This is a genomic window from Arthrobacter sp. NPDC058192, assembly GCF_042883665.1.
In the GTDB taxonomy this organism is placed as follows: Bacteria; Actinomycetota; Actinomycetes; order Actinomycetales; family Micrococcaceae; genus Arthrobacter.
The window spans coordinates 154,073-174,019 of record NZ_JBHVVJ010000008.1; the positions used below are offsets into that span (position 1 = coordinate 154,073).

General features: G+C 66.1%; 22 protein-coding genes and 1 tRNA gene. 12 read left to right on the top strand and 11 right to left on the bottom strand.

Features of this window, described 5'->3' with window-relative positions; translation table 11 throughout:
- The first annotated feature begins 13 nt into the window (after positions 1 to 13).
- From ACFVVK_RS10285 to ACFVVK_RS10300, 4 genes are all read left to right on the top strand, one after another.
- Positions 14 to 205: a YbdD/YjiX family protein gene (locus ACFVVK_RS10285; protein ID WP_390266316.1), complete on the top strand. Its 192-nt coding sequence runs from the start codon at positions 14 to 16 to the stop codon at positions 203 to 205.
- 128 nt (positions 206 to 333) lie between these two features.
- On the top strand, positions 334 to 1,005 hold the full coding sequence (locus ACFVVK_RS10290; RefSeq protein WP_390266317.1) for a bacterial proteasome activator family protein: 672 nt from the start codon (positions 334 to 336) through the stop codon (positions 1,003 to 1,005).
- Between the two features lie 7 nt (positions 1,006 to 1,012).
- Positions 1,013 to 1,480, top strand: a complete 468-nt coding sequence (locus ACFVVK_RS10295; protein WP_390266318.1) for a hypothetical protein — start codon at positions 1,013 to 1,015, stop codon at positions 1,478 to 1,480.
- Between the two features lie 138 nt (positions 1,481 to 1,618).
- Positions 1,619 to 2,464, top strand: a complete 846-nt coding sequence (locus ACFVVK_RS10300; RefSeq protein ID WP_390266319.1) for an aldo/keto reductase — start codon at positions 1,619 to 1,621, stop codon at positions 2,462 to 2,464.
- A gap of 137 nt (positions 2,465 to 2,601) precedes the next feature.
- Here ACFVVK_RS10300 and ACFVVK_RS10305 read toward each other — a convergent pair whose 3' ends face one another.
- Both ACFVVK_RS10305 and ACFVVK_RS10310 read right to left on the bottom strand, forming a co-directional pair.
- The gene (locus ACFVVK_RS10305) at positions 2,602 to 2,826 is read right to left on the bottom strand and encodes a hypothetical protein (protein WP_390266320.1); all 225 of its coding nucleotides are present in this window, start codon (positions 2,824 to 2,826) and stop codon (positions 2,602 to 2,604) included.
- Positions 2,827 to 2,862: 36 nt separating this feature from the next.
- The gene (locus tag ACFVVK_RS10310; RefSeq protein ID WP_390266321.1) at positions 2,863 to 3,885 is read right to left on the bottom strand and encodes a hypothetical protein; all 1,023 of its coding nucleotides are present in this window, start codon (positions 3,883 to 3,885) and stop codon (positions 2,863 to 2,865) included.
- 49 nt (positions 3,886 to 3,934) lie between these two features.
- On the opposite strand from ACFVVK_RS10310, the gene ACFVVK_RS10315 reads away from it, so the two are divergent.
- Complete coding sequence (locus ACFVVK_RS10315) at positions 3,935 to 4,408, top strand: DUF2231 domain-containing protein (protein WP_390266322.1); 474 nt, start codon at positions 3,935 to 3,937, stop codon at positions 4,406 to 4,408.
- A 76-nt stretch (positions 4,409 to 4,484) separates the two neighbouring features.
- On the opposite strand, the gene ACFVVK_RS10320 is transcribed toward ACFVVK_RS10315, so the two are convergent.
- Complete coding sequence (locus ACFVVK_RS10320) at positions 4,485 to 5,240, bottom strand: biosynthetic peptidoglycan transglycosylase (protein WP_390266323.1); 756 nt, start codon at positions 5,238 to 5,240, stop codon at positions 4,485 to 4,487.
- A 579-nt stretch (positions 5,241 to 5,819) separates the two neighbouring features.
- Here ACFVVK_RS10320 and ACFVVK_RS10325 point away from each other — a divergent pair.
- Entirely contained in the window at positions 5,820 to 6,122 is a 303-nt protein-coding gene (locus ACFVVK_RS10325) for a DUF4193 domain-containing protein (protein WP_390266324.1), read from the top strand.
- Between the two features lie 25 nt (positions 6,123 to 6,147).
- Here the strand turns inward: ACFVVK_RS10325 and ACFVVK_RS10330 are convergent, their stop codons facing one another.
- Positions 6,148 to 6,573 carry a hypothetical protein gene (locus tag ACFVVK_RS10330; RefSeq protein ID WP_390266325.1) on the bottom strand — a complete coding sequence of 142 codons (426 nt, stop codon included), beginning with the start codon at positions 6,571 to 6,573 and terminating at the stop codon, positions 6,148 to 6,150.
- 464 nt (positions 6,574 to 7,037) lie between these two features.
- On the opposite strand from ACFVVK_RS10330, the gene ACFVVK_RS10335 reads away from it, so the two are divergent.
- The gene (locus ACFVVK_RS10335; protein ID WP_390266326.1) at positions 7,038 to 8,510 is read left to right on the top strand and encodes a hypothetical protein; all 1,473 of its coding nucleotides are present in this window, start codon (positions 7,038 to 7,040) and stop codon (positions 8,508 to 8,510) included.
- A gap of 54 nt (positions 8,511 to 8,564) precedes the next feature.
- On the opposite strand, the gene ACFVVK_RS10340 is transcribed toward ACFVVK_RS10335, so the two are convergent.
- The 5 genes from ACFVVK_RS10340 to tmk form a co-directional block, all read right to left on the bottom strand.
- The gene (locus ACFVVK_RS10340; protein ID WP_390266354.1) at positions 8,565 to 9,761 is read right to left on the bottom strand and encodes a serine hydrolase domain-containing protein; all 1,197 of its coding nucleotides are present in this window, start codon (positions 9,759 to 9,761) and stop codon (positions 8,565 to 8,567) included.
- Between the two features lie 186 nt (positions 9,762 to 9,947).
- Positions 9,948 to 10,020 (bottom strand) — tRNA-Thr (locus ACFVVK_RS10345).
- 114 nt (positions 10,021 to 10,134) lie between these two features.
- Positions 10,135 to 11,706, bottom strand: coding sequence for an alpha/beta hydrolase (locus tag ACFVVK_RS10350; RefSeq protein WP_390266327.1), 1,572 nt, complete (start codon positions 11,704 to 11,706; stop codon positions 10,135 to 10,137).
- Positions 11,707 to 11,764: 58 nt separating this feature from the next.
- Positions 11,765 to 12,907, bottom strand: coding sequence for a DNA polymerase III subunit delta' (locus tag ACFVVK_RS10355; RefSeq protein WP_390266328.1), 1,143 nt, complete (start codon positions 12,905 to 12,907; stop codon positions 11,765 to 11,767).
- Entirely contained in the window at positions 12,904 to 13,614 is a 711-nt protein-coding gene (tmk, locus tag ACFVVK_RS10360) for a dTMP kinase (protein WP_390266329.1), read from the bottom strand. The genes ACFVVK_RS10355 and tmk overlap by 4 nt, the downstream gene beginning before the upstream one ends.
- A gap of 98 nt (positions 13,615 to 13,712) precedes the next feature.
- Between tmk and ACFVVK_RS10365 the strand changes: the two genes are divergently transcribed.
- Positions 13,713 to 14,909 carry a trans-sulfuration enzyme family protein gene (locus tag ACFVVK_RS10365; RefSeq protein WP_390266330.1) on the top strand — a complete coding sequence of 399 codons (1,197 nt, stop codon included), beginning with the start codon at positions 13,713 to 13,715 and terminating at the stop codon, positions 14,907 to 14,909.
- Between the two features lie 9 nt (positions 14,910 to 14,918).
- Positions 14,919 to 15,272: a DUF2516 family protein gene (locus ACFVVK_RS10370; protein WP_390266331.1), complete on the top strand. Its 354-nt coding sequence runs from the start codon at positions 14,919 to 14,921 to the stop codon at positions 15,270 to 15,272.
- A 35-nt stretch (positions 15,273 to 15,307) separates the two neighbouring features.
- Here the strand turns inward: ACFVVK_RS10370 and ACFVVK_RS10375 are convergent, their stop codons facing one another.
- On the bottom strand, positions 15,308 to 16,144 hold the full coding sequence (locus ACFVVK_RS10375; protein ID WP_390266332.1) for a class I SAM-dependent methyltransferase: 837 nt from the start codon (positions 16,142 to 16,144) through the stop codon (positions 15,308 to 15,310).
- 91 nt (positions 16,145 to 16,235) lie between these two features.
- Here ACFVVK_RS10375 and ACFVVK_RS10380 point away from each other — a divergent pair, with 91 nt between their 5' ends.
- Entirely contained in the window at positions 16,236 to 16,982 is a 747-nt protein-coding gene (locus tag ACFVVK_RS10380; protein ID WP_390266333.1) for a phosphoglyceromutase, read from the top strand.
- 123 nt (positions 16,983 to 17,105) lie between these two features.
- Here ACFVVK_RS10380 and phoU read toward each other — a convergent pair whose 3' ends face one another.
- On the bottom strand, positions 17,106 to 17,768 hold the full coding sequence (gene phoU, locus ACFVVK_RS10385) for a phosphate signaling complex protein PhoU (protein WP_390266334.1): 663 nt from the start codon (positions 17,766 to 17,768) through the stop codon (positions 17,106 to 17,108).
- A gap of 206 nt (positions 17,769 to 17,974) precedes the next feature.
- Between phoU and ACFVVK_RS10390 the strand changes: the two genes are divergently transcribed.
- Positions 17,975 to 19,207, top strand: a complete 1,233-nt coding sequence (locus tag ACFVVK_RS10390) for a sensor histidine kinase (protein WP_390266355.1) — start codon at positions 17,975 to 17,977, stop codon at positions 19,205 to 19,207.
- Entirely contained in the window at positions 19,204 to 19,884 is a 681-nt protein-coding gene (locus tag ACFVVK_RS10395) for a response regulator (protein WP_390266335.1), read from the top strand. Before ACFVVK_RS10390 ends, ACFVVK_RS10395 begins: the two co-directional genes overlap by 4 nt.
- The last annotated feature ends 63 nt before the right edge of the window (positions 19,885 to 19,947 follow it).

Sequence of the window (19,947 nt, forward strand, 5' to 3'; positions counted from 1 at the left end):
TGCGGAGCCGGACATGAACCGCGTCGTCGCCGGGATCCGGGGGATTGCCGGGTATCTCGGCGGGGTTCTGGGCGCCGATGCCTACAAGAAGTACCTCGAGCATCATTCGGCAGCGGGCCACCCCGGGCCGCTGCTGACCGAGCGGGAGTTCTGGCGCGACCGGACCGACCGGCAGGACACCAACCCCCAGGGCCGGTGCTGCTGACCGCTGAGAACGGGCCGCCGCACCACCGGGAGGGACGGGCGCCGTTGGGAACAAGGGTTCCCGACGGCGCCCGTCCGCTTTCGGCGGACCCCCGGCTCCCGACTCCGGGGCCGTGAGAGTATGAACCCATGAGCGATCAGCACGACTCTCAGTCCGGCGCCCAAACCGCGGATGACATACCGGTCGAAGGCACCCCTGTAGACGACGACCTGCCCGGTACCCCCTTGGCGGCGCCGACTTCAGTGCCGGCCGGCCGGGCCGGTGGACCCGGCTCCGGGCCCAAGCTCCCCCGGGGAAGCGAAGTTCATGACCTGGTGGACCAGCCCGCGAAGGTGATGCGGATCGGCACGATGGTCAAGCAACTGCTGGACGAGGTGAAGTCTGCGCCCCTGGACGATGCCGCCCGCGTCCGGCTGGCAGAAATCCACGACCGATCCATCAAGGAGCTCGAGGACGGGCTGGCGCCGGAGCTCGTGGAGGAGCTTGAACGAATCAGCCTTCCCTTCCCCGAGAACGCCACCCCGTCCGACGCGGAACTCCGGATTGCCCAGGCCCAGCTGGTCGGCTGGCTTGAGGGACTCTTCCACGGCATCCAGACGGCCATCGCCGCCCAGCACGCCGCCAGAGAGCACGCGCAAATGCAGTTGCGCCAGCTGCCGCCGGGAACCGTGATCGCTCCCGGGGTCATCATCGGGGAAAACGGAGAACCGGTCCGTGCCGCCGCGCCCCGTCCCGGCGCCGACCCGTCCCAGCCCCTTGAGCCGGCCGACCCGGACCACGGTCCCGGCCAGTACCTTTAGCGCGTCCTTGGGCTTCTTCAGCACGGCACGGCAGGGGCGCAGGGACGACGCCGAACTCGGCAATGGCCTCTGGCGGCGCGCCCATGACCGCTTCAACCGCGGACTTGACCGCTACCACCAGGTCCTCGAAGGCGTCGAGGACGAGGCACTGTATGCCGAGCTCGTCGACATCGCGGATCAGCTCTCGGCGCTCGGTCCCCGGGTCCGTGAGATCTGCATGGAGGCCCAGCGGCGGTTTCCCAGCAACGGACTGAATATCCCCGGGCCACTGGCCGGGGTCCATCGGGCCCTGTCCACGGCAGGCAATTCACTGGCTATGACGGCTGAGGCGGCCGCAATGCTTCGCCTCGCGGTGGGCCCCGTGCCGGTGGGCGCCGCCTCCGTGCGGCGGCGTGCCGAATCCGTGCTGGATCAGGTCTCCGACGCCGAACGGCGGCTTGCGGAGGAAACCGGCGGCGCTGCGGCGCCGGGCTGAGCGCCGTTCGGGGCGGCAGCGGGCCGGGGCTGGACTTCGGCCGGCTTCCGGTTTATTCCGCAATATTCCGGTTTAAGCGCCTAGCTTAGCCCCGCGGAACCGCTGGCCGGAGCGGGCCGACGTTGGCAGGATAAAAGAATGACTTTTTCTCCTGAACTGACTTTCAATGACGGCAACACCATCCCCCAGCTCGGCTACGGGGTGTGGCAGGTTGAAGACGACGTGGCCGAAAAGGTAGTGGTCCAGGCGTTCGAGGCCGGGTTCCGCCACATCGACACCGCAAAGATCTACGGTAACGAGGCAGGGGTGGGGCGGGCCATCGAGCGTTCGGGCCTGAAGCCGGAGGAAATCTTCATCACCACCAAGCTGTGGAATGCGGACCAGGGCTACGAGTCAACCCTGAAGGCTTTCGAGGAATCGATGGAGCGGCTTGGCCTCGAGACCCTCGACCTGTATCTGATCCACTGGATGCAGCCGAAGCAGGACAAGTACGTTGACACGTGGAAGGCCCTTATCGAGCTCCAGAAGCGGGGCCGGGTTCAGACCATTGGCGTCTCCAACTTCACCAAGGAGGGTCTGCAGCGCCTGATCGACGAGACCGGCGTGGTTCCGGCGATCAACCAGGTCGAACTCCACCCGTTCTTCAACCAGGCCGACCTGCGCGAATTCAACGCGTCCAAGGGCATCCTCACCCAGGCCTGGTCGCCGCTGGGGCAGGGCGGTGAGCTCCTGGAGAGCCCGGTCATTTCCCAGATTGCCGCAAAGCACGGCGCCACCCCGGCCCAGGTTGTCATCGCCTGGCACCTGGCCATCGGCAACGTGGTCATCCCGAAGTCGGTGACCGAGTCCCGGATCCGCGAGAACTACGCGGCACTGGACGTCACCCTTGACGAGACCGATATCCAGGCCATCAACGGACTGGACCGTTCCGCCGAAGGCGCCGGCCGGATCGGCCCGGACCCCGCGGTTTCCGACTTCGCCTAAACAGCTGGCTTTAGCAGGGCGTTAGCAGGGGGCCTTCACCCGCGTGGGTGGAGGCCCTTTCTGCTGCCCACCTTTTCTGCTGCCACCGTGTTCCGAGCACGCCATTCCGGACCGCCGGGGAAGCATTCCGGAGGGAGTCAGGCGGCGGCGCGGCGTATCTTGGCCGGGATTGCATCGACAACGGCCCAGCCATCTTCGCCTGCGACGCACCGGCTGGCGAAACGGTCCGCCGCGGCAGCGTCGTCGAAGCTCTCGGTGCGAATCCGGCCGCAGTCGCTGTCCAGATAGGTGACTTCGAAGTACAGGTCATCGGCATCCAGTGCTTCACTGAACTTCTGCTGGAACTCCTGGTTCTTGTTCATGCTTCCAGTGTGCAACTGACCTCCGACAGTAAGACTTCACTCCTCCGGCGTGTTGCCGAGCCGCAGCACGCGTTCCCGGGCCAGGACTGCCTTGCGGCGCTGCCGGTCCGCGGCTCGTGCCATCTGTTGCGCCAGGGCCGCGGCCAGCTCATGCCGCTTCCGCGCTCCCTTGAGCTCGGCTTCTGCCTGCTCCAGACGCCGCCGCAGTTCGCGCGTCTCGTCGGCGAGCCGGGTGGTATCCGTCTTAGCCTCCTCCAGGTCCGACGCAGCCCGGCTTGCCTCCTCGTCGGCGGCCGCGGCGGATTCGTCTGCCTCCTTAAGGACCGCCCGTGCCCGTTCCACCGCGGGCCGGGTCGGCGTCGTCCGTGCGTGCCCAACAGCTCGCAGCCGGGGCTGTTCCGCTGGCGGTTTTCGGCCCGCGCCCTTATGAGGTGCGGCCCGGTCCGCCGGTTCCGCCCGGCGGACGTCCGCCGGGCCGCCGTCGGCAGTTCCTCTTATCGTTCCAGCGTGTGTTCCACTGGCCGGAAGAGTGCCGGGGACGGCCACGGCGCCGGCGAGGTCGACGACGTCGACACCGTCCGCGGAAAGCGTCCGGAGCAGGCAACCGCTTTGCACGGCGGCCGCCGCCCCGGGGTCGGCAGTGGCGGCGCGAAGGGTCTGCTCGACTTCCGTTGCCACCGCCTCGCTGATCGCGCGGCCCTGCTGGGCAGCCAGCGCCTTTGCCGTTTTCACCGCACCGGACAACAGCTGACGCCGGTCCTGGGCCAGGCTGCGGAGAGTCGCCGCGTCCAATGCCGACTGCGCGGCGCGCATGGTGGTTCCCAGCTCGGCGATCTCCTGGAGTGTCCCGGGACTGTGAACCGCGAGCATGTTCACCGCCCACGCCGCCACTGAGGGCTTCGGCAGGGAGCGAACTTCCGCGGCGAGGGCCCGGGCGTCTCCGCCGGCTGATCCACCGGCACCTACGTCTTTGGCGGCCGCCGTTCTGGCCCCCACGAACTCGGCGTACGGCAGGGCATAGAGCGGCCCGGCAATTCCCGCGAGCTCTTGCTTACCCATGCAAGAATCATAGGAGTCCCGACGACGCGGCCTGCGGAGGAGCGTTCTTTTGATCGAAATTGGCGGGCTCCCGGCCCACGTGCTGCTCGTCCACGCCGTCGTGGTGCTGGCTCCGATCGCGGGCCTCGGCGCCATTGCCTATGCGGTGGCACCCCGGTGGCGCAGTTACCTGGCGTGGCCCCTGGGCGTGTTGTCGCTGGTGCTAGTGCCAGTGACACTCGTGACGGCGCAGGCGGGCGAGCAGTTGGAGCAGGTACGTCCGGCGTCGGCCCTAGTTCACGAGCATGCCGAGCAGGGGGACGTGCTCAAGGTGGTTTCGGTGGTCTTTTTCGTCCTCGTGGCGGCCATGCTGGCAGTCACGTACGAGCCCTTCAGCCGGCGGCTGGCCTTTCTCGGCGGACTTCGGGACAAACGGTTCATCCGCGTAGCTCTCCTGATCGCGGGCGCCTTGGCGGGCGTCTTCTTTATCTACCAGAGCATTATCACCGGGCATTCCGGCGCGGCGTCGGTCTGGGCGCGTTAGGACAAGGCAGCCCGCCCCATGAGAACCCCCTGCCCGGGCCTGAGAGCGGGCGGGCCACCGACGCGCGCGGACCGGCCTAGCCGGCTCTGCTCTGGATGCGGTCCTTCACGCTTTGAGGCATGGTCGAGCACGCGTCGCTGTCGCCGCGCCCGTCAGCGTGGGATTCGGCCGTGTCAGTGATGCCTACTGTCGCGACTGCCGCCTGCCATCCGCCCAAGCCGGCGATCTGCCGGGGAACCCAGACGTTGGCGGCCCCGTTCACCAGATCCCACACGGCCGGGTGAACGCCCTCGCCCAGGTAGATGCCGCCGTGGGGGTCTCGCCTGACCAGGTCCGGCAGCGGTAGGACGCCCATCAGCTGGGCGGACTGGTAGTCCGACATGTTCCACGGCGGCGTTCCGAAGTAGTACCAGCTGGCGGCGCAAACACCGTATAGCCGGGGTCCGAACTGGGCGTAGTTCAGGTAAAGCTCCAAGGTCCGCTGGGGGCTCACTGTGTAGCTGAACTGAGTCGCGAGGACAGCCTCGATCCCTTTTCGAACGGCGCTCTGGTCGTCCCAGAGGAAGATGTTCTTGACCAGCTGCTGGGGAATGGTGGAGCCGCTCGGGTCCGGCTGTCCGCGGAAATACGCCTGCGCCCTGGCTTGGAATTCTCCGAGATCAAAGGCCCCAGAGCGGGTACCGAGCTGCTCGTCTTCGTGGGCGATTGTCGCGGCCAGCAGGCGCCGGTTGATGTGGTTGATCGAGACGAACTGGTAGATGACGGGCTCGCCGGCCTCAAGCATGTAGGCGGTGCGCGGCACGGTGATGCCCATGCTAAACATGAAGGCCATGAGCTGGGCCAGAATCAGCGGGGCGAGCAGAGCCAGCAGGAGCTTGCGGCGCCACTTGCGCCTGGGACGCCTGCCTGGCTGGCCGTCCGGAGGGACCGGCCCTTGGGCCTGATCTGAGGCGGTCCCAGACTCCTCCGAGGGCCTAGGCTCCTCCGAGGGCCTAGGCTCCTCCGAGAGCCTAGGCTCCCAGGGTGTTACGGGGTCCGGGATCGGGTATCTGGTAACTTTGGGCGGCGCTGCCACCGGGTCCTCTGTTGGAAACCTGCGCGGCGGCGGCGACGATCGGGGCGGGGGCGGTGGTGCTGGAACATCCATCGGTCTGCCTTCGCTTCTCGCCTGGCGGCTCCGGAAAGGGGTGGAGGATGCACGCGATTTTACCGGGTCTGGCTGAAAGTGCCCCGTGAGCCAGCTGCGCCGGCAAGCATTAATGGGCCTTTCCGCCGGCCGGTCTGGCGGGCCCCGGTTGCGGGCCGTCTACTGGAAGTCGCGAGCGGGCACAAAACACGGCCGCCGTGCGTTGTACTGTGGGCCTGATGCGATACCCCTGAATGCGACCCCCAGAGAAAGAGCAGCAACACCGTGGCAACCGATTATGACGAAGTACGGCCCGACGTCGCGGAATCCCGCAACGCCTCCCTCGAAGCCGTGAAGTCCGCGAACAGTCCCGACGCGCGCAGCGTCGTACTCGAGCTCGACGAAGCCGACACCGTGGACGGGGTGGAACTGCCCGGCGCAGACCTCTCCGGTGAGGAGCTGATCATCCAGGTGATCCCGCAGGGAGCGGACGAGTTCACCTGCTATTCCTGCTTCCTGGTACGGCACCGCTCACAGCTCGCCGTGGAGAAGAACGGCCACGCTTACTGCATCGAGTGCGAGGGCTAGGCAGCACCCTATAGCCGTTCCGTGGCTACGTGGTGGGCTGGTCGTCTGGGCCGGGAGTTTGTTTCGGCCCAGCAGCGGCCTGACGTGTTGGGGCGACTTTTCCGTCACGCCCGTAGTCGCCCTCGGTATAGCGGCCTACTTCCGATTCCGCCGTCCGCCCGCCGGCGGTTCCTGCCCTGTCGTAGTCGCCCTTCACAAACCTTCCGGCTTCCTGCGCTTTGCTGCCGAGCGGTTCGGGCAGGCCTCCCTCTTTGCCGGCCTCACCAAAGTCCCCCTGGGTGTACTGGCCTTCCTCATCATCCGCGTGACGGCCGCGTTCCGCGCCGGCGGCACCGTAGTCGCCCTTGACGTACCTGCCACGGAGTTCGGGCTCTTCGGGTTGTTGCTCACGAGCTGTCTCGTCTTCGGGATCTTCAAATTCGCTGCTGTCCGTCATGATCTTGCCTTTCACTGACGAATCGCTGCGCCAGCCAAGGCGCACTTAAAGTCTATCGATGGCCGCTCCGCCGCAACAGGCTACGCCTTTCAGAGTGCCCGGCAGCACGACGAGGCCGGCCTGCGGCCACGTCGCTAGTAGGGCCCCTGCAGAAGGCCCGCCAAAAATACGTGATAAGCCTTGTGAAATCATTGCCTTTCTCCGACCGGCGGAGCATTCTTTTCCATACGGTCGTCGTGGGGGGACGTTTCAATTCGTTAGGTCCCTGGTCTCGCCCTTAGCGACAAGGATGTGCCGTGGCAAAGGGAGCACCTGAGAAAACGTCCTCCAACACGCGGGATGACCGGCATTCTGCGGCAGTCCTACTAACGGCGCTGATCGTTTTCATCGGTGTCTTGCATAGTCCCCCGGCGCACGCGGCCGCTTCGCCTGTTTATCCCATTAGCGGCTTCTTCATTACTGGGAGCCCGTCGGATGCAGTGAATAAACAGAAGCTGGCCGACATCAAGGCGATCGGCGGGGACACCGTCATTACCTTCGGCTCGCAGCTCAAGCCAGCCACCTTGGCGTCCCTGCCTCCCGACTGCCTCGTGAACGGAGTCAACTGCGCCCAGGCGGCCGCCGGCACGGTCAAAGTCAACCGATACTTCACGTACAGAGACAGAGGCCGATGGGGCGCGCCAGCAGTGAAGTGTCCGCTCGACCGGAGCCTCACGAGTAACGGCAAGGCCTACACCGTACTGGTGTTCCCTGCCCGGGGCGCTGGCTGCACTTCCTCGGACGGCGCATACGATGTCGTGGTCGTGGGTGGGGGCAGCGCAACGGCGGGTGATCCCTCGGTGTCGCTGGCCGCGGCAGCAACAAGTCTCGGAGTTAAGTATTTTGCCGGCTTGCCACTTCCCGTCCATCGAACGGATCTGCCATACCTTCCTGATCTGTCGTACCTGCGGACATTCACGCAATTCACGGAACGGTACTTGCAGTACCAGGCGGCAGTAAACAACGTGCCTGGCCTGGCCGGGTTTTACCACACCACCGAGATGCCGACCAGCGACGGAGCCACGTTTGATTCCGTCCTGACCACATACCGCGTTCAAAACGATGCCATCCGCCGGATCATGCCCACTCGCGCGGCAGTGGTGAGCCCATACCTCGATTCGCGGGTACAGGGCGGCAACATCAGCCTCGAAATGACCCGTAATGGGGTCAGGAAAATCGCTCAGACCGCCGGCGGCATTGTCCTCAACATCGCAGTGCAAGACGGTATGGGCACAGGCAAGGGGGGCGCCTATTTCGGTCACGAGGCCGGCGCTGCAGTGGACCGCTTTGCAGCGGTCGTTGTGGGCAGCGGTTCCTGGGGTCGCAAGTACGCAGCCTCAAACCGCGACTACTTCCTCGCTGCCGCTGCAGGCGTCTCCGGAACCGGTGCGGTGCTCTGGGCGAACCTTGAAGGTATGGCGCCGGCCGCGGGCACGAATCCGTGCGCAGGCAATCTCCGCGGGCAGACCACCAAGGCGCGCATAGACCGGCAGCTTCAGCAACTGGCCAACGCCCCCAGCAAGATCATCTCGTTCATGTGGGACTCCTACTACACCTGCAGGGGCACGGGCACGCCACTGAAGACCCAGGTTGCCGCTGGCAAAACCACCCCCGTCATCACGGACACCACGTTCCGTCCGGCCTCGGGAAAAGTGCAAATCACAGGATTCAACCTCACCGGCGGCAGCGTCCAGGTGACATGGACCACCGCTGCTAATCGGGTCTTGAAGAAGTCCGTTTCGGTGGCAGTCACCAACACAGCGTACGGCCGGCAGGCAGGCCTGAATCCCAGGCTGGAGATGATCACCGTCAAGGTTGGCCCCACCACCTTGGGGACAGGCAAGTTCTACATGGTCAACGTGACTAATGGATGGGGAGCCAAGAACGATGCCCCCTATTCGAAACGCGGCTAGGAGCCGTCCTTGGCAACGGGTGGAGCTCCACCCAGGCCCGGCTTCCAGGTCTGTTCACTGGCAGAGGCGATCAAGGGTTTCCTGTGCTGCCGATTCCATCTGCGTCCTGAGCAAGTCGACGCGGCGTGCAGTCGCCGGGTCCTGCCAAGGCCGCGGCGGAATTGTCATGGCCATCGTGATCTGGCTGCCGCCGTCGGCGCTCGTGATGGAAATACTGATGTAGCCGAATGCACTCCCTGGATGGCCGTAGCGGAAGCCTCCGGAACATGCGTCACGAAACCGCCTGAGACCGAGTCCGTAGTCCGCGAACCCGGCCTTCTTCTTCATTTCCTCAAGCATGGCGGGGGAAAGCAGTTGGCCGCGGAGGAGGGCCCGGTAGAAGTTGTTTACGTCCTGCGTGGTGGAGATGACGCCAGCTGCGGGGGAGCCGACGAGCACTTCGGGCTGGGTGACATCGACCCGTTCGCCGCCATCAATGATGTAGGCATGGATGTTATCCGGAGCCTCGCGGTCCGGTTCGGCCAGTGACGTGTGCTGAAGGCCCAGAGGTCTGAAGATGTCTGCATTGAGCACATCGGCGACGGACCGTCCGCGCAGCTTTTCGATGAGCTGGCCGAGCGCCAGGTAATTGGAGTTCGAGTAAGAAAAGCGGTCCAGATTCTTGGACTCCCAGGGCAGCGTGGCGGCCAGCTCGAGTCCTCGCTGCATGCTGAGCGGCGTGTTCGCAACCTGCTTCAGTGGTCCCGCCGCATATTCCGAGTCAAAGAAATCGGGCATGCCGGAGTTATGGCTCAACAACTGGCGGACGGTGATCGGTCCGGGCGGCCGGAGCGTGGTCCGGAAGCTCTCAAGGACACCGTTCACGGGCTCATCGAGCCCGATAAGCCCCTGGTCGACGAGTTTCAGGACGGAGACGGCGACCATCGACTTCGTAATGCTGGCAATAGTTACCCGGTCCTGGGGCTGAGCCGGGTCCTTGCTGTCCAGGTTTCGCACCCCGTAGGCCTTGGACCATTCGCCGCCCGGCCATCTCACCTGCCCAACAAAGGCCGTCGCACCCCCATCCATGAAATGCTGGACCCTGCGTTCCAGAGAGTCCGTCGCCGCCTGGGTCGTTGCCTGGGTCGCGCCGACGCTCGACGGCGCCGGGCCAGGAGGGGCCCCCGCACAACCGCTCACAGCGGCAACCAAAGCCGCAGAGAAAGCTGCAGCACCAAGCGGACCAGAACGTGTCCGCCACCAAGCAGCCACGGCACCCATGACATCGTTGTACGCTCAAACCTGTCCAGTGAATACCCCGGGGCCCTGCGAGGTGATGAAAAAGTGACGCAGCGGCTGGGAAAGACCCGAAAAAACGCAGAAACAGGTAGGCCACGCCTACTTTCAAGGCCAACGACAGAACCCCCGGAAATCGTTGATTTCCGGGGGTTCTTCCCGAGCTTCCTGCCAGAATCGAACTGGCGACCTTCTCATTACGAGTGAGACGCTCTACCAACTGAGCTAAGGAAGCAACCGCACGAGGCCCCGGCGGACCGGGCGCATCACGCAAGAGACTACTGTAATAGAGTCCCGCCGTCCGGGTCAAAATGAGTGGCAGGAGCCGCCTTGCGGTGCGGGCGCCGATCTAGCAGACGGTGTTGTCGGCCGGGGCCTTGCCGTCCACCAGATAGTCATCGACGGCGTTGCCGATGCAGCTGTTCGAGCGGCCGTAGGCTGTGTGGCCCTCGCCCTTCCACGTCAGCAGCGAGGCATTGCCGAGCTGCTTGCGCAGCGAGCCGGACCACTCCACGGGCGTAGCCGGGTCGCCCGTGGTCCCGATGACAACAATCGGGGCGGAGCCCTTGTACGCTGCCGGGGCAGGGGTCCGGACGTGCTTGTACGGCCAGTCTTCGCAGTTGGTCCCGCCATAGGCGAAGAAGTAGCCCAGGGTGGGCGACTCCCGGCGCAGCTTCTGGTCCTCGGCGCGCATGGAGGCGGTGTCGGACACCATCGGATAATCCAGGCAGTTGATGGCGTTGAAGGCGAAGGTGCTGTTCGACGTGTAGGTGCCGCTGGGGTCCCGGTCTGCACCGAAATCGGCGAGTTGCAGCATTCCGGTGCCGTCGCCGGACAGCGCCTGACCGAGCGCGCGGGTGAGGATCGGCCAGTTGTCATTGTTGTAGAGCGGGATGATGAGGCCGCTGACGAACGTGGACCCCGAAACCGTCCGGCCGTCCTTCGCCGGCAGCGGGTTTGTCTCCGCGGCGCTGATGGCGTTGCGGATCTGCTGGACGCCGTGCTCGGTGCTTCCCGTCAGCGGGCAACCGCTGGTCTGCTGGCATTTGGCGACGTAAGAGTGCAGGGCCTTGTCGAAGGCCTTGGCCTGCCCGCTGGTCAGTTCCTCGTTGCTCAGAGAGGGGTCAATGGCGCCGTCGAGGACCAGCCGGCCGACGTTGTCCGGAAAGAGCGAGGCGTAGGTGGAGCCTAGGAGGGTCCCGTAGGAGTAGCCGAGGTAGTTCAGCTTCGGGTCATTAACTACCCCGCGCAAAATGTCCAGGTCCTTGGCGGCACTGGCGGTGTCGATGTGCGCCAGGACCGGACCTGTCTTCTCAACGCATTTGGCGGCGATGGCCTTGTTGTCGGCCAGGGCCTCGTTCAGGCCGGCGTCGGTGTCCAGGGCATAGGACTTGGCACGGGAGGCGTCCCGTTCCTTGTCCGTGAGGCACGTGACCGGGGCCGAGCGCTTCACGCCGCGAGGGTCGAAGCCCACAATGTCATAGGCGGACCGGACCTTGTCCGAGATGTTGGTGTTGGCGGCATCCCGAACGAAGTCGTAGCCTGAGCCGCCCGGACCGCCGGGGTTCACCAGCAGGGAGCCCTTCTTATCGCCTTTGGTGGCGAGTTTGATGGCGGCAAGTTCAATGCGGTCGCCGTCGGGCTTGCTGTAGTCGAGCGGGACCTTGACCTTGGCGCACTGGAAGGCGCCCTCTTCGCACGGTTTCCAGTCAACTTGCTGGGAGTAGTAGCTGCGCAGTTCCGCAGGCGCGGCAGACACGATCGCGGGATCAGCCTGCCCGTTTGCTGCGCTCGATGTCGCCCCACCGCCCCCGAAAAGACTGCAGGAGGCAAGTGTCAGGGCCATGGCCACAGCGCCGACAGCACGCATGCCGATCGTCAGCGATCGGAATGGTCGGGGCTGGGGTCGAGCAGACTTCATGCGGTTCTCCTTGGAGGATAGGAACGGAGGGAAGATGTCGCTGGCATTGCGGGGCCGGTCAAATCAGGCTGGAGGCCATGGACTCGATCGCCAGCAGCGGAGCCACGTTGGTCGTTGTGATCCGCTGACGGGCCTTGTTGATGGCGTCCATGCGGGCAAGCGTCACTTCGGCGGCGGACCGGGAAGCGAAGTCTTCGAGTTCGCTTCTGAGTTCGAGATTGACCAGTTCCACCGCGTTACCCATCTGGATGATCAGGACATCCCGGTAAAAGGACAACAGGTCCGTCAGTGTGCGGTCAAGGGAGTCGGTGACGGAGCGCTTGGCGCGGCGTTTCTGGTCGTCTTCGAGTTGCTTGACCTGGGCCCGCATGGCGGGCGGCAGCGTGCCGCTTTCTGGCGCGCCGAGGGTGGCCAGCAGCGCGGCCTTCTCGGCGGCGTCGCGCTCGTCATTGGAACTGGTGGCCTCCTCGGTGGCGATCTTGACCAGCTTCTCGGCCATCATGACCGCCGCCGTAATGCCGCGGAGGGACAGCGGAACACGGACTGTCTCCAAGCGGCGCTCCCGGGCCTCGGGGTCGCGTGCCAGCCGGCGGGCGATCCCCACATGGCTCTGTGCCGCGCGGGCGGCGCGCTCGGCCACCGCCGGGTCAACGCCGTCGCGCTTGACCAGCAGGGCCGCGACGTCGGCCGCCGGCGGTAGCCGCAGCGCAACGGGTCGGCAGCGGGAGCGGATTGTCACGAGGACGTCGGCGGGGGAGGGCGCACAGAGCATCCAGACGGTGCGGGGCGTGGGCTCCTCGATGGCCTTGAGCAGGACGTTCGTGGTCCGCTCGGCCATCCGGTCCGCATCCTCCACCACGATGATCCGCCAGCGGCCCGATGACGGCCGGTTGCCGGCGGTGGACACGAGCTCGCGCGCCTCGTCGATGGTGATGGTGACCTTTTCCGTGCGAACAAACGCGACGTCGGAATGGGTTTCGCCGAGGATCGTCAGGCAGGCCGGGCATTCCCCGCAGCCGCGCAGGCTGACGTCTTCCTGGTCGCAGTTCAGGGCGGCGGCGAAGGCTTTCGCGGCGTTGGAGCGGCCGGAACCGGGCGGGCCGGTGAAAAGCCACGCATGCGTGAGACCTTCGCCCTGGGCGGCCTGGCGCAACTGGGCCACGACGGCGTCCTGGCCCTGGAGGTCGTCCCAGACGCTCATGCGGTGCTGCTTTGGGTGGCGGTGCTGCTTTGGGTGACGGCCAGCAGGGATTCGACGCGTTCGAAGATCCGTGCGGCGAGTTCGGCGACCGGCAGGCGGGCGGGCAGCACCAGATAGGCGTCGGGCCGGCCCTCTGCCATATCCAGGAAGGCTGCCCGGATGGTGGCGTGGAATTCGTCCGCCTCGGATTCGAGGCGGTCTTCGGCGGCCTCGCCTGCGGTGCGGCGTTTGCGGCCTACTGCGGGCTCGACGTCGAGCAGCACCGTGAGGTCCGGCTGCAGGCCCGACGTCGCCCAGGCGTTGATGTCCCGGACTGCCGCCGTTCCGAGGCCGCGGCCGGCGCCTTGGTACGCGACGGAGGAGTCAATGTACCGGTCAGTCAGGACGATCTCGCCGCGCTCCAGCGCGGGCCGGATCACCTGGGCGGCGTGTGCGGCCCGGGACGCCGCGAAAATCAGGGCTTCCGTGTGAGCGTCGATGTGGCCGTGGCCGTGGTCCAGCACGAGCGAACGCAGCTTCTCGCCAATCGGAGTGCCGCCCGGTTCCCGGGTCCGCAGCACCGTGAGGCCGCGTGATTTCAGGGCTTTCGCGAGTTCGGCCGCCTGGGTGGACTTGCCGGCACCGTCTCCGCCCTCGAAGGCAATAAAAAGTCCGGGCAACAGTCTGGGCAACTGTCCGGGGGACGCTCCGGGGCTCTGGGTAGTCACTGTTCTAGACTACCGACAATCACCGACAGCGCGGTCTGCTTATAGTCTGCGGCGTAACGGCTTGGGTGCCGTGCGGGGTGCCCACGTACCCTGTCCCCATGAGTCTTTCTGCAGAACACGCCGCAACACTGTCACCGGAATCCCTGGTTGTGGCGGCAGGGCGCCCGCCGCGCGTCCGCGACGAACCGGTCAACCCGCCGCTGGTGCTGTCCTCCACCTACTTCGGCACAGGACCGCTGGGCGACGGCGACCGCGGCTACGGCCGGTACTCCAACCCTACGTGGGACCCCTTCGAGGAGGCGCTGGGTCAGCTGGAAGGCGCAGACCTGCCGGGCCTGCTGTACGCCTCAGGACTCGCCGCCGTGAGTTCCGCGCTGTCACTCGTGCCGGCCAACGGAGTTCTGGTGATGCCGTCGCACAGCTACGCGGGTTCGGTCACCATGGCCACCGAACTGGCGGCCAAGGGGTTCCTCGAATTGAGGACCGTGGACATCGCGGATACCGACGCCGTCCTGGCCGCCATTGCCCCGGTCGGTGGCCGGGCGGCCAGCATGTTGTGGTTGGAGAGCCCCACCAACCCCATGCTGGGCATTGCGGACATGCGGGCATTGGCCGACGCCGCGCATGCGGCGGGCGCGGTCGTCGTCACGGACAACACCTTCTCCACGCCGCTGGTGCAGCAGCCCCTCAGCCTCGGTTCCGACGTCGTCCTGCATTCGGTGACCAAATACCTGTCCGGGCACTCCGACGTCGTCCTCGGGGCCCTGGTGACCTCGGACGCTGATCTTCGCGCCGCGCTGCTGCACCACCGCACCATCCACGGCGGAATCGCCGGGCCGTTCGAGGCGTGGCTGGCGCTGCGCGGGCTCCGCACCCTGGCGCTGCGTATCGAGCGTTCGCAGGCGTCGGCGCAGACCCTTGCCGAGCGGCTGAGCGGCCACCCGCGGATTGCCGGCATCCGCTTCCCCGGGCTGGCGTCGGATCCCGGCCATGAGCGCGCCAAGGCCCAGATGAAGGGTTTCGGCTCCGTCTTGTGCATTGAGGTGGCGCCCGTCGAGGGCGGCACGGGCCGCCTCAGCGGAGCAGAGGCGGCGGACCGTTTGGTCCGCGCCCTTCACCTCTGGCTTCCCGCCACGTCCCTGGGCGGGGTGGAATCCCTGATCGAACGCCGACGCCGGCATGCGGCTGAACCGGAGAGCGTGCCGGAGAATCTGGTCCGGCTGAGTGTCGGCATTGAGAACGTGGAAGACCTTTGGTCCGATTTGGAGCAGGCATTGGACACTCTGGACGGCTAGGCTGGGGGAGTGGACGGACGCATGCTTATTTTCTTTGTCGAATCGGGGATCTACCTGGTCCTGGCGGTCGTGGCCTTTGCCCTGGAGGCATGGGCGTTTTTCGACTGCCTCCGGCACAAGGCCAACGCGTTCGAGGCCGTGTCGAAGCGGACCAAGACCTTCTGGCTTGCCCTGACCGGCGGTGCTTTTGCGGTGGGCCTGTTCTCGCTGCTCTCGCAGCTGGGCAGCGGCGGCGGCGCGAGCTCGCTCGGCATTTTCGGGCTGGCGGCAGTGACGGCGGCGTCTGTGTACCTCGCCGACGTGCGCCCCGCGATCAAGGACGCCGGCCGTGGCCGCAACATGGGGCCGTACGGCCCCTGGTAACCGGCCCCCGAACCGGGTCCCGGCCCGGCAGAGTCCTAACTTCCCGGCGCCACGGCTTCCCAGCCGACCGTCACTTCGCCCAGCCGCCAGCGCGACGGGCCGTCCTGGACCGGCCAGCCGGCGTCGAGCAGGGTCCGGCACATCGCTGACCAGCGCTGCCGGTTTCCGAACGACGCCAGCGGCGCCGCCTCCAGCCAGGCCTGGTCCATCGCCTGGAGGAAGGCGTGGACCTTCTCCCCGGGGACGTTGCGGTGGATCAAGGCCTTCGGCAGCCGTTCGGCGACGTCCGAGGGCAGGGTGAAAGAACCGAACCGCATGGAGATGCTCAAGCTCAGCGGCCGCTTGGCGTCCAGCGCCACCCAGGCGGCGCGACGCCCGATTTCATCGCAGGTGCCGTCAACGAACAGGCCGCCCGGGGCGAGGCGGTCCTGCACGAGCCGCCAGATACCCGGCACATCGGCTTCCTCATACTGCCGCAGCACGTTGAAGGCGCGGACCAGCATGGGATCCCCGGCCACCGGCAGTTCGAAGCCGCCCAGTTGGAAACTCAGGCCGGGCTGTTCCAGCGGCTTCGCCTGCCGGACCCGCTCCGGTTCGATTTCGATCCCCACCACTCGCGTGTCCGCGCGGACGGTGGCGAGGCGTTCGAAGAGTTCGACGGCGGTGGCCGGCGAGGCGCCGTAGCCAAGGTCGACGGCGAGCGGATGGGCCGCGGCGCGCCACCGCCGAACCTGCGCTCCGGTCAGCCAGCGGTCCACGCGGCGCATCCGGTTGGGGTTGGTGGTTCCGCGGGTCACGTTGCCGACGGGTCGGCCGCCTCTGGCTCCCCCCTGTTTCCGGGGGGCCAGTACCCGTTCAGCCTTCTGCACCACCGGACAAGCCTACCTGCGGCTGCGGCGTGCGGCGCGGGCATGTGATGTAACGCTCAGCGCCGCGCAGGGGGGCTCGGCTAGGATAAAAACCATGACCTACAAGCTGATTCTGCTGCGCCACGGCCACAGCGAATGGAACGCCAAGAACCTGTTCACCGGCTGGGTGGACGTTGACCTGAACGATCAGGGCCGCAAGGAGGCGGTTCGCGGCGGTGAGCTGCTCGTGGAGCACGATATCCTCCCCGACATCCTTTACACATCGCGGCTGAAGCGGGCCATCAACACGGCAAACCTGGCCCTCGAAACGGCCGACCGTGGCTGGATCGACGTCAAGCGTGACTGGCGCCTCAACGAGCGCCACTACGGTGCGCTGCAGGGCAAGGACAAGGCCCAGACCCTCGCCGAGTTCGGCGAGGAACAGTTCATGCTGTGGCGCCGGTCCTACGACACCCCGCCGCCGACGCTGGCCGACGATTCCGAGTTCTCGCAGTTCGGGGATCCGCGTTACGCAGACCTGGGCGACACCATTCCCCGCACCGAATGCCTCAAGGATGTCCTCATCCGCCTGATGCCGTACTGGGAATCGGAGATCAAGGGCGACCTCAAGGCCGGCAAGACCGTGCTGATCACCGCCCACGGCAACTCGCTCCGGGCCCTCGTCAAGCACCTTGACGGCATCAGCGACGAGGACATCGCCAGCCTGAACATCCCCACCGGCATCCCGTTGGTCTACGAACTGGACGAGGACTTCAAGCCGCTGAACCCGGGCGGCACGTACCTCGACCCCGAAGCCGCTGCCGAGTCCATCAAGGCAGTCGCCAACCAGGGCAAGAAGTAACGGGCAAGAAGTAGGCAAGAAATCAGCGGTTCCGCGCCGCGAGAAAAGCTAAGCCAAGAACGACGGCGTCCGGCCACCCCCAAGGTGACCGGACGCCGTCGTGGTGTCTGCCGGAAACCGGTGTCAGCTGTGTTCGATGCCGTTCGGCTGCCACGCGCCGGTGACCAGGTACGTGACCTTCTGGGCCACGGAGACGCCGTGGTCGGCAAAGCGCTCAAAGTAGCGGCTGGCGAGGGCAACGTCCACCGTGGTGGCCGGCGACTCCTGCCAGTCGCTGCGGGCGATCGCCTGGAATACGCTCAGGTGCAGGTCGTTGACGGCGGAATTGGCTTTCAGGATGTCCCGGGCAACGCCGAGGTCGCGGGTGGCCAGCAGCTCCGTGAGCTTCTGGGCGATCAGCAGGTCCAGTTCCGCGAAGTTCTTGAAGGTCTCCTGCAGCTGATCCGGGACGACGGATGCGGGGTAGCGCAACCGCGCCAGCTGGGCCAGGTGGCGGGCGAGGTCGCCCATGCGTTCGAGCGAAGCGCTCATACGGAGCGAACCGACGAGCGTGCGCAGGTCACTCGCCACCGGACCTTGGAGGGCCAGGATGTCGATGGCACGCTCATCGAGGCTGTTCTGCAGGAAGTCGATCCGGGCATCGGCCGCAATCACGTCCTCGGCCAGGTCGATATCGGCCCCCGCAAAAGCGGTCGTGGCCTTGTCGATGGCCTCGGTGACCAATGTTGCGATCTCGACGAGCTGCTCCCTGACCTGGGCGAGCTCCTCCTGAAAAACCTTACGCACGTGTGCGTCCTTTCCTCGGAAATATTGCCTGCGGTTCAGTGGCGGGCGTATTTCGGTGCACCTCGCGGCGCTCCAACTGTCAACTCTTTCAGGGTCCGGTGAACTGTTGCACCCCAATAGATGAACGTTAGCTGAACCGGCAGCGGAATCACACGGGATTTCAGTTTCGGCAACGCGGCAGAGCATAAGCTGGAGCCGTGGATCCAATGCTCATCGGCGTCATCGCCGGCCTGATCGGCCTCTCGTTTGGCATGTTCGGCGTACTCGCATTCCGGGTCAGTGAGCAGCAGCGACAGATTGTCGACGTCGACGTCGAGGACCCCTCCCTGCCCGAGGGCGCCGCGGAGGTGCTCGCCGTCCTCGGCCGCGCGTTCGTGGTGGTCGATGCGATCGACGGCGTGGTCCGCGCCAGTCCCGCCGCATACGCCTACGGCCTGGTCCGCGGGCACACCGTGGTGCACCAGCAGCTGCTGGAAATGACCGCCAAGGTGCGGCGGGACGGCGTCGTCCTGGAAAAGCAGCTGGAACTGCCGCTGGGCCCCCTCGGCCAGGGCACGATCGTCGTGCAGGTCCGGGCAGCCGTGATCACAGAGGAATATATCCTCCTGCTCGCTGACGACCGCACGGAGTTCACCCGCACCGAGGAAGTTCGCAACGACTTCGTTGCGAACGTCTCCCATGAACTGAAGACACCGGTCGGGGCGATCTCGCTCCTGGCCGAGGCGCTCGAATCGTCCGCAGACGACCCCGAGGCCGTGATGCGGTTTGCCAAGCGGATGCACAAGGAATCGACGCGGCTCGCGGCCCTAGTCCAGGACATCATTGAACTCTCGCGGCTTCAGGGCGCCAACGTCGCGCAGCAGGGCCGGCCGGTGGACATCAACACCGTGGTCAACGAGGCCGTGGACCGCTCCCAGTTGCCCGCCGAGAACAAGAACATTCGGCTGGTGGTCGGCGGAAAAGCGGACTCCGTGGTCTACGGCGACCAGGACCTGCTCGTTACGGCGCTGCGCAACCTGATCGACAACGCCATCCGCTACTCGCCCGAGAACACCAAGGTGGGCGTCGGCATCCGGGCCAAAGACGGCCTTGTGGCCGTCTCGGTCACCGACCAGGGCGAAGGACTCAGCGCGGAGGACCAGGAGCGCGTCTTCGAGCGTTTCTACCGGGTCGATGCCGCCCGCTCGCGGCAAACCGGCGGCACGGGGCTGGGCCTGAGCATCGTCAAACACGTCATTTCCAACCATGGCGGCGAAGTGACCGTGTGGTCCCAGCCCGGCCAGGGTTCCACGTTCACCATCCGACTTCCCGAGATGGAAGGCCAGGACGACGGCGAGCCCTCCGAGCCGGGCAAAGCCGCGGCCCAGCCTTCCGGCCGGGACCCCAGACCGCAACGACGTGACGCCGCCGGCGTCCATGAGCAAGGAGCTAGCGCTTGAGCAGGATTCTGATAGTCGAGGACGAGGAGTCCTTCAGCGACCCCCTGTCCTATCTGTTGGGCAAGGAAGGGTTTGAAGTGGAGGTGGTGGACAACGGACTGGACGCCATCACGGAATTCGACCGCAACGGCGCCGATCTGGTGCTCCTGGACCTGCAGCTGCCCGGCCAGTCGGGCACCGAAGTCTGCCGCCAGCTCAGGCAGCGCTCCGGCGTGCCGGTGATCATGCTGACGGCCAAGGACTCGGAAATCGATAAGGTGGTGGGCCTCGAACTGGGCGCCGACGACTACGTCACCAAGCCATACTCCTCGCGGGAGCTTGTGGCCCGCGTCCGGGCCGTCCTGCGCCGCCAGAGCGAACCGGAGGAGCTCGTCTCCAGTACGGTGCACGCCGGCCCGGTCCGGATGGACGTCGAACGCCATGTGGTCAGCGTCGGAGGCGAGCAGGTCGCCTTGCCGCTCAAAGAGTTCGAGCTGCTGGAAATGCTGCTGCGCAACTCGGGCCGGGTCCTGACCCGGGGGCAGCTGATCGACAGGGTTTGGGGCTCGGACTACGTGGGGGACACCAAGACCCTCGACGTCCACGTCAAGCGGCTCCGCAGCAAGATCGAGCCGGACGCGTCCACGCCGCGGTACCTGATCACGGTCCGGGGGCTGGGCTACAAATTCGAGCCCTAAGCGACGCGGTCCGGAGCTGAAAGCCGCATGCAAAAGGAGGGGCACCCGCGGGTGCCCCTCCTT

What these genes read in the sequence shown, in the direction of transcription:
- ACFVVK_RS10320 (WP_390266323.1), bottom strand. Translation starts at nt 5,240, where the DNA reads ATGGCCTTCATGTTTAGCATGGGCATCACCGTGCCGCGCACCGCCTAC.
- ACFVVK_RS10290 (WP_390266317.1), top strand. Translation starts at nt 334, where the DNA reads ATGAGCGATCAGCACGACTCTCAGTCCGGCGCCCAAACCGCGGATGAC.
- ACFVVK_RS10350 (WP_390266327.1), bottom strand. Translation starts at nt 11,706, where the DNA reads ATGAAGTCTGCTCGACCCCAGCCCCGACCATTCCGATCGCTGACGATC.
- ACFVVK_RS10305 (WP_390266320.1), bottom strand. Translation starts at nt 2,826, where the DNA reads ATGAACAAGAACCAGGAGTTCCAGCAGAAGTTCAGTGAAGCACTGGAT.
- ACFVVK_RS10365 (WP_390266330.1), top strand. Translation starts at nt 13,713, where the DNA reads ATGAGTCTTTCTGCAGAACACGCCGCAACACTGTCACCGGAATCCCTG.
- ACFVVK_RS10355 (WP_390266328.1), bottom strand. Translation starts at nt 12,907, where the DNA reads ATGAGCGTCTGGGACGACCTCCAGGGCCAGGACGCCGTCGTGGCCCAG.
- ACFVVK_RS10310 (WP_390266321.1), bottom strand. Translation starts at nt 3,885, where the DNA reads ATGGGTAAGCAAGAGCTCGCGGGAATTGCCGGGCCGCTCTATGCCCTG.
- ACFVVK_RS10300 (WP_390266319.1), top strand. Translation starts at nt 1,619, where the DNA reads ATGACTTTTTCTCCTGAACTGACTTTCAATGACGGCAACACCATCCCC.
- ACFVVK_RS10390 (WP_390266355.1), top strand. Translation starts at nt 17,975, where the DNA reads ATGCTCATCGGCGTCATCGCCGGCCTGATCGGCCTCTCGTTTGGCATG.
- ACFVVK_RS10380 (WP_390266333.1), top strand. Translation starts at nt 16,236, where the DNA reads ATGACCTACAAGCTGATTCTGCTGCGCCACGGCCACAGCGAATGGAAC.
- ACFVVK_RS10285 (WP_390266316.1), top strand. Translation starts at nt 14, where the DNA reads ATGAACCGCGTCGTCGCCGGGATCCGGGGGATTGCCGGGTATCTCGGC.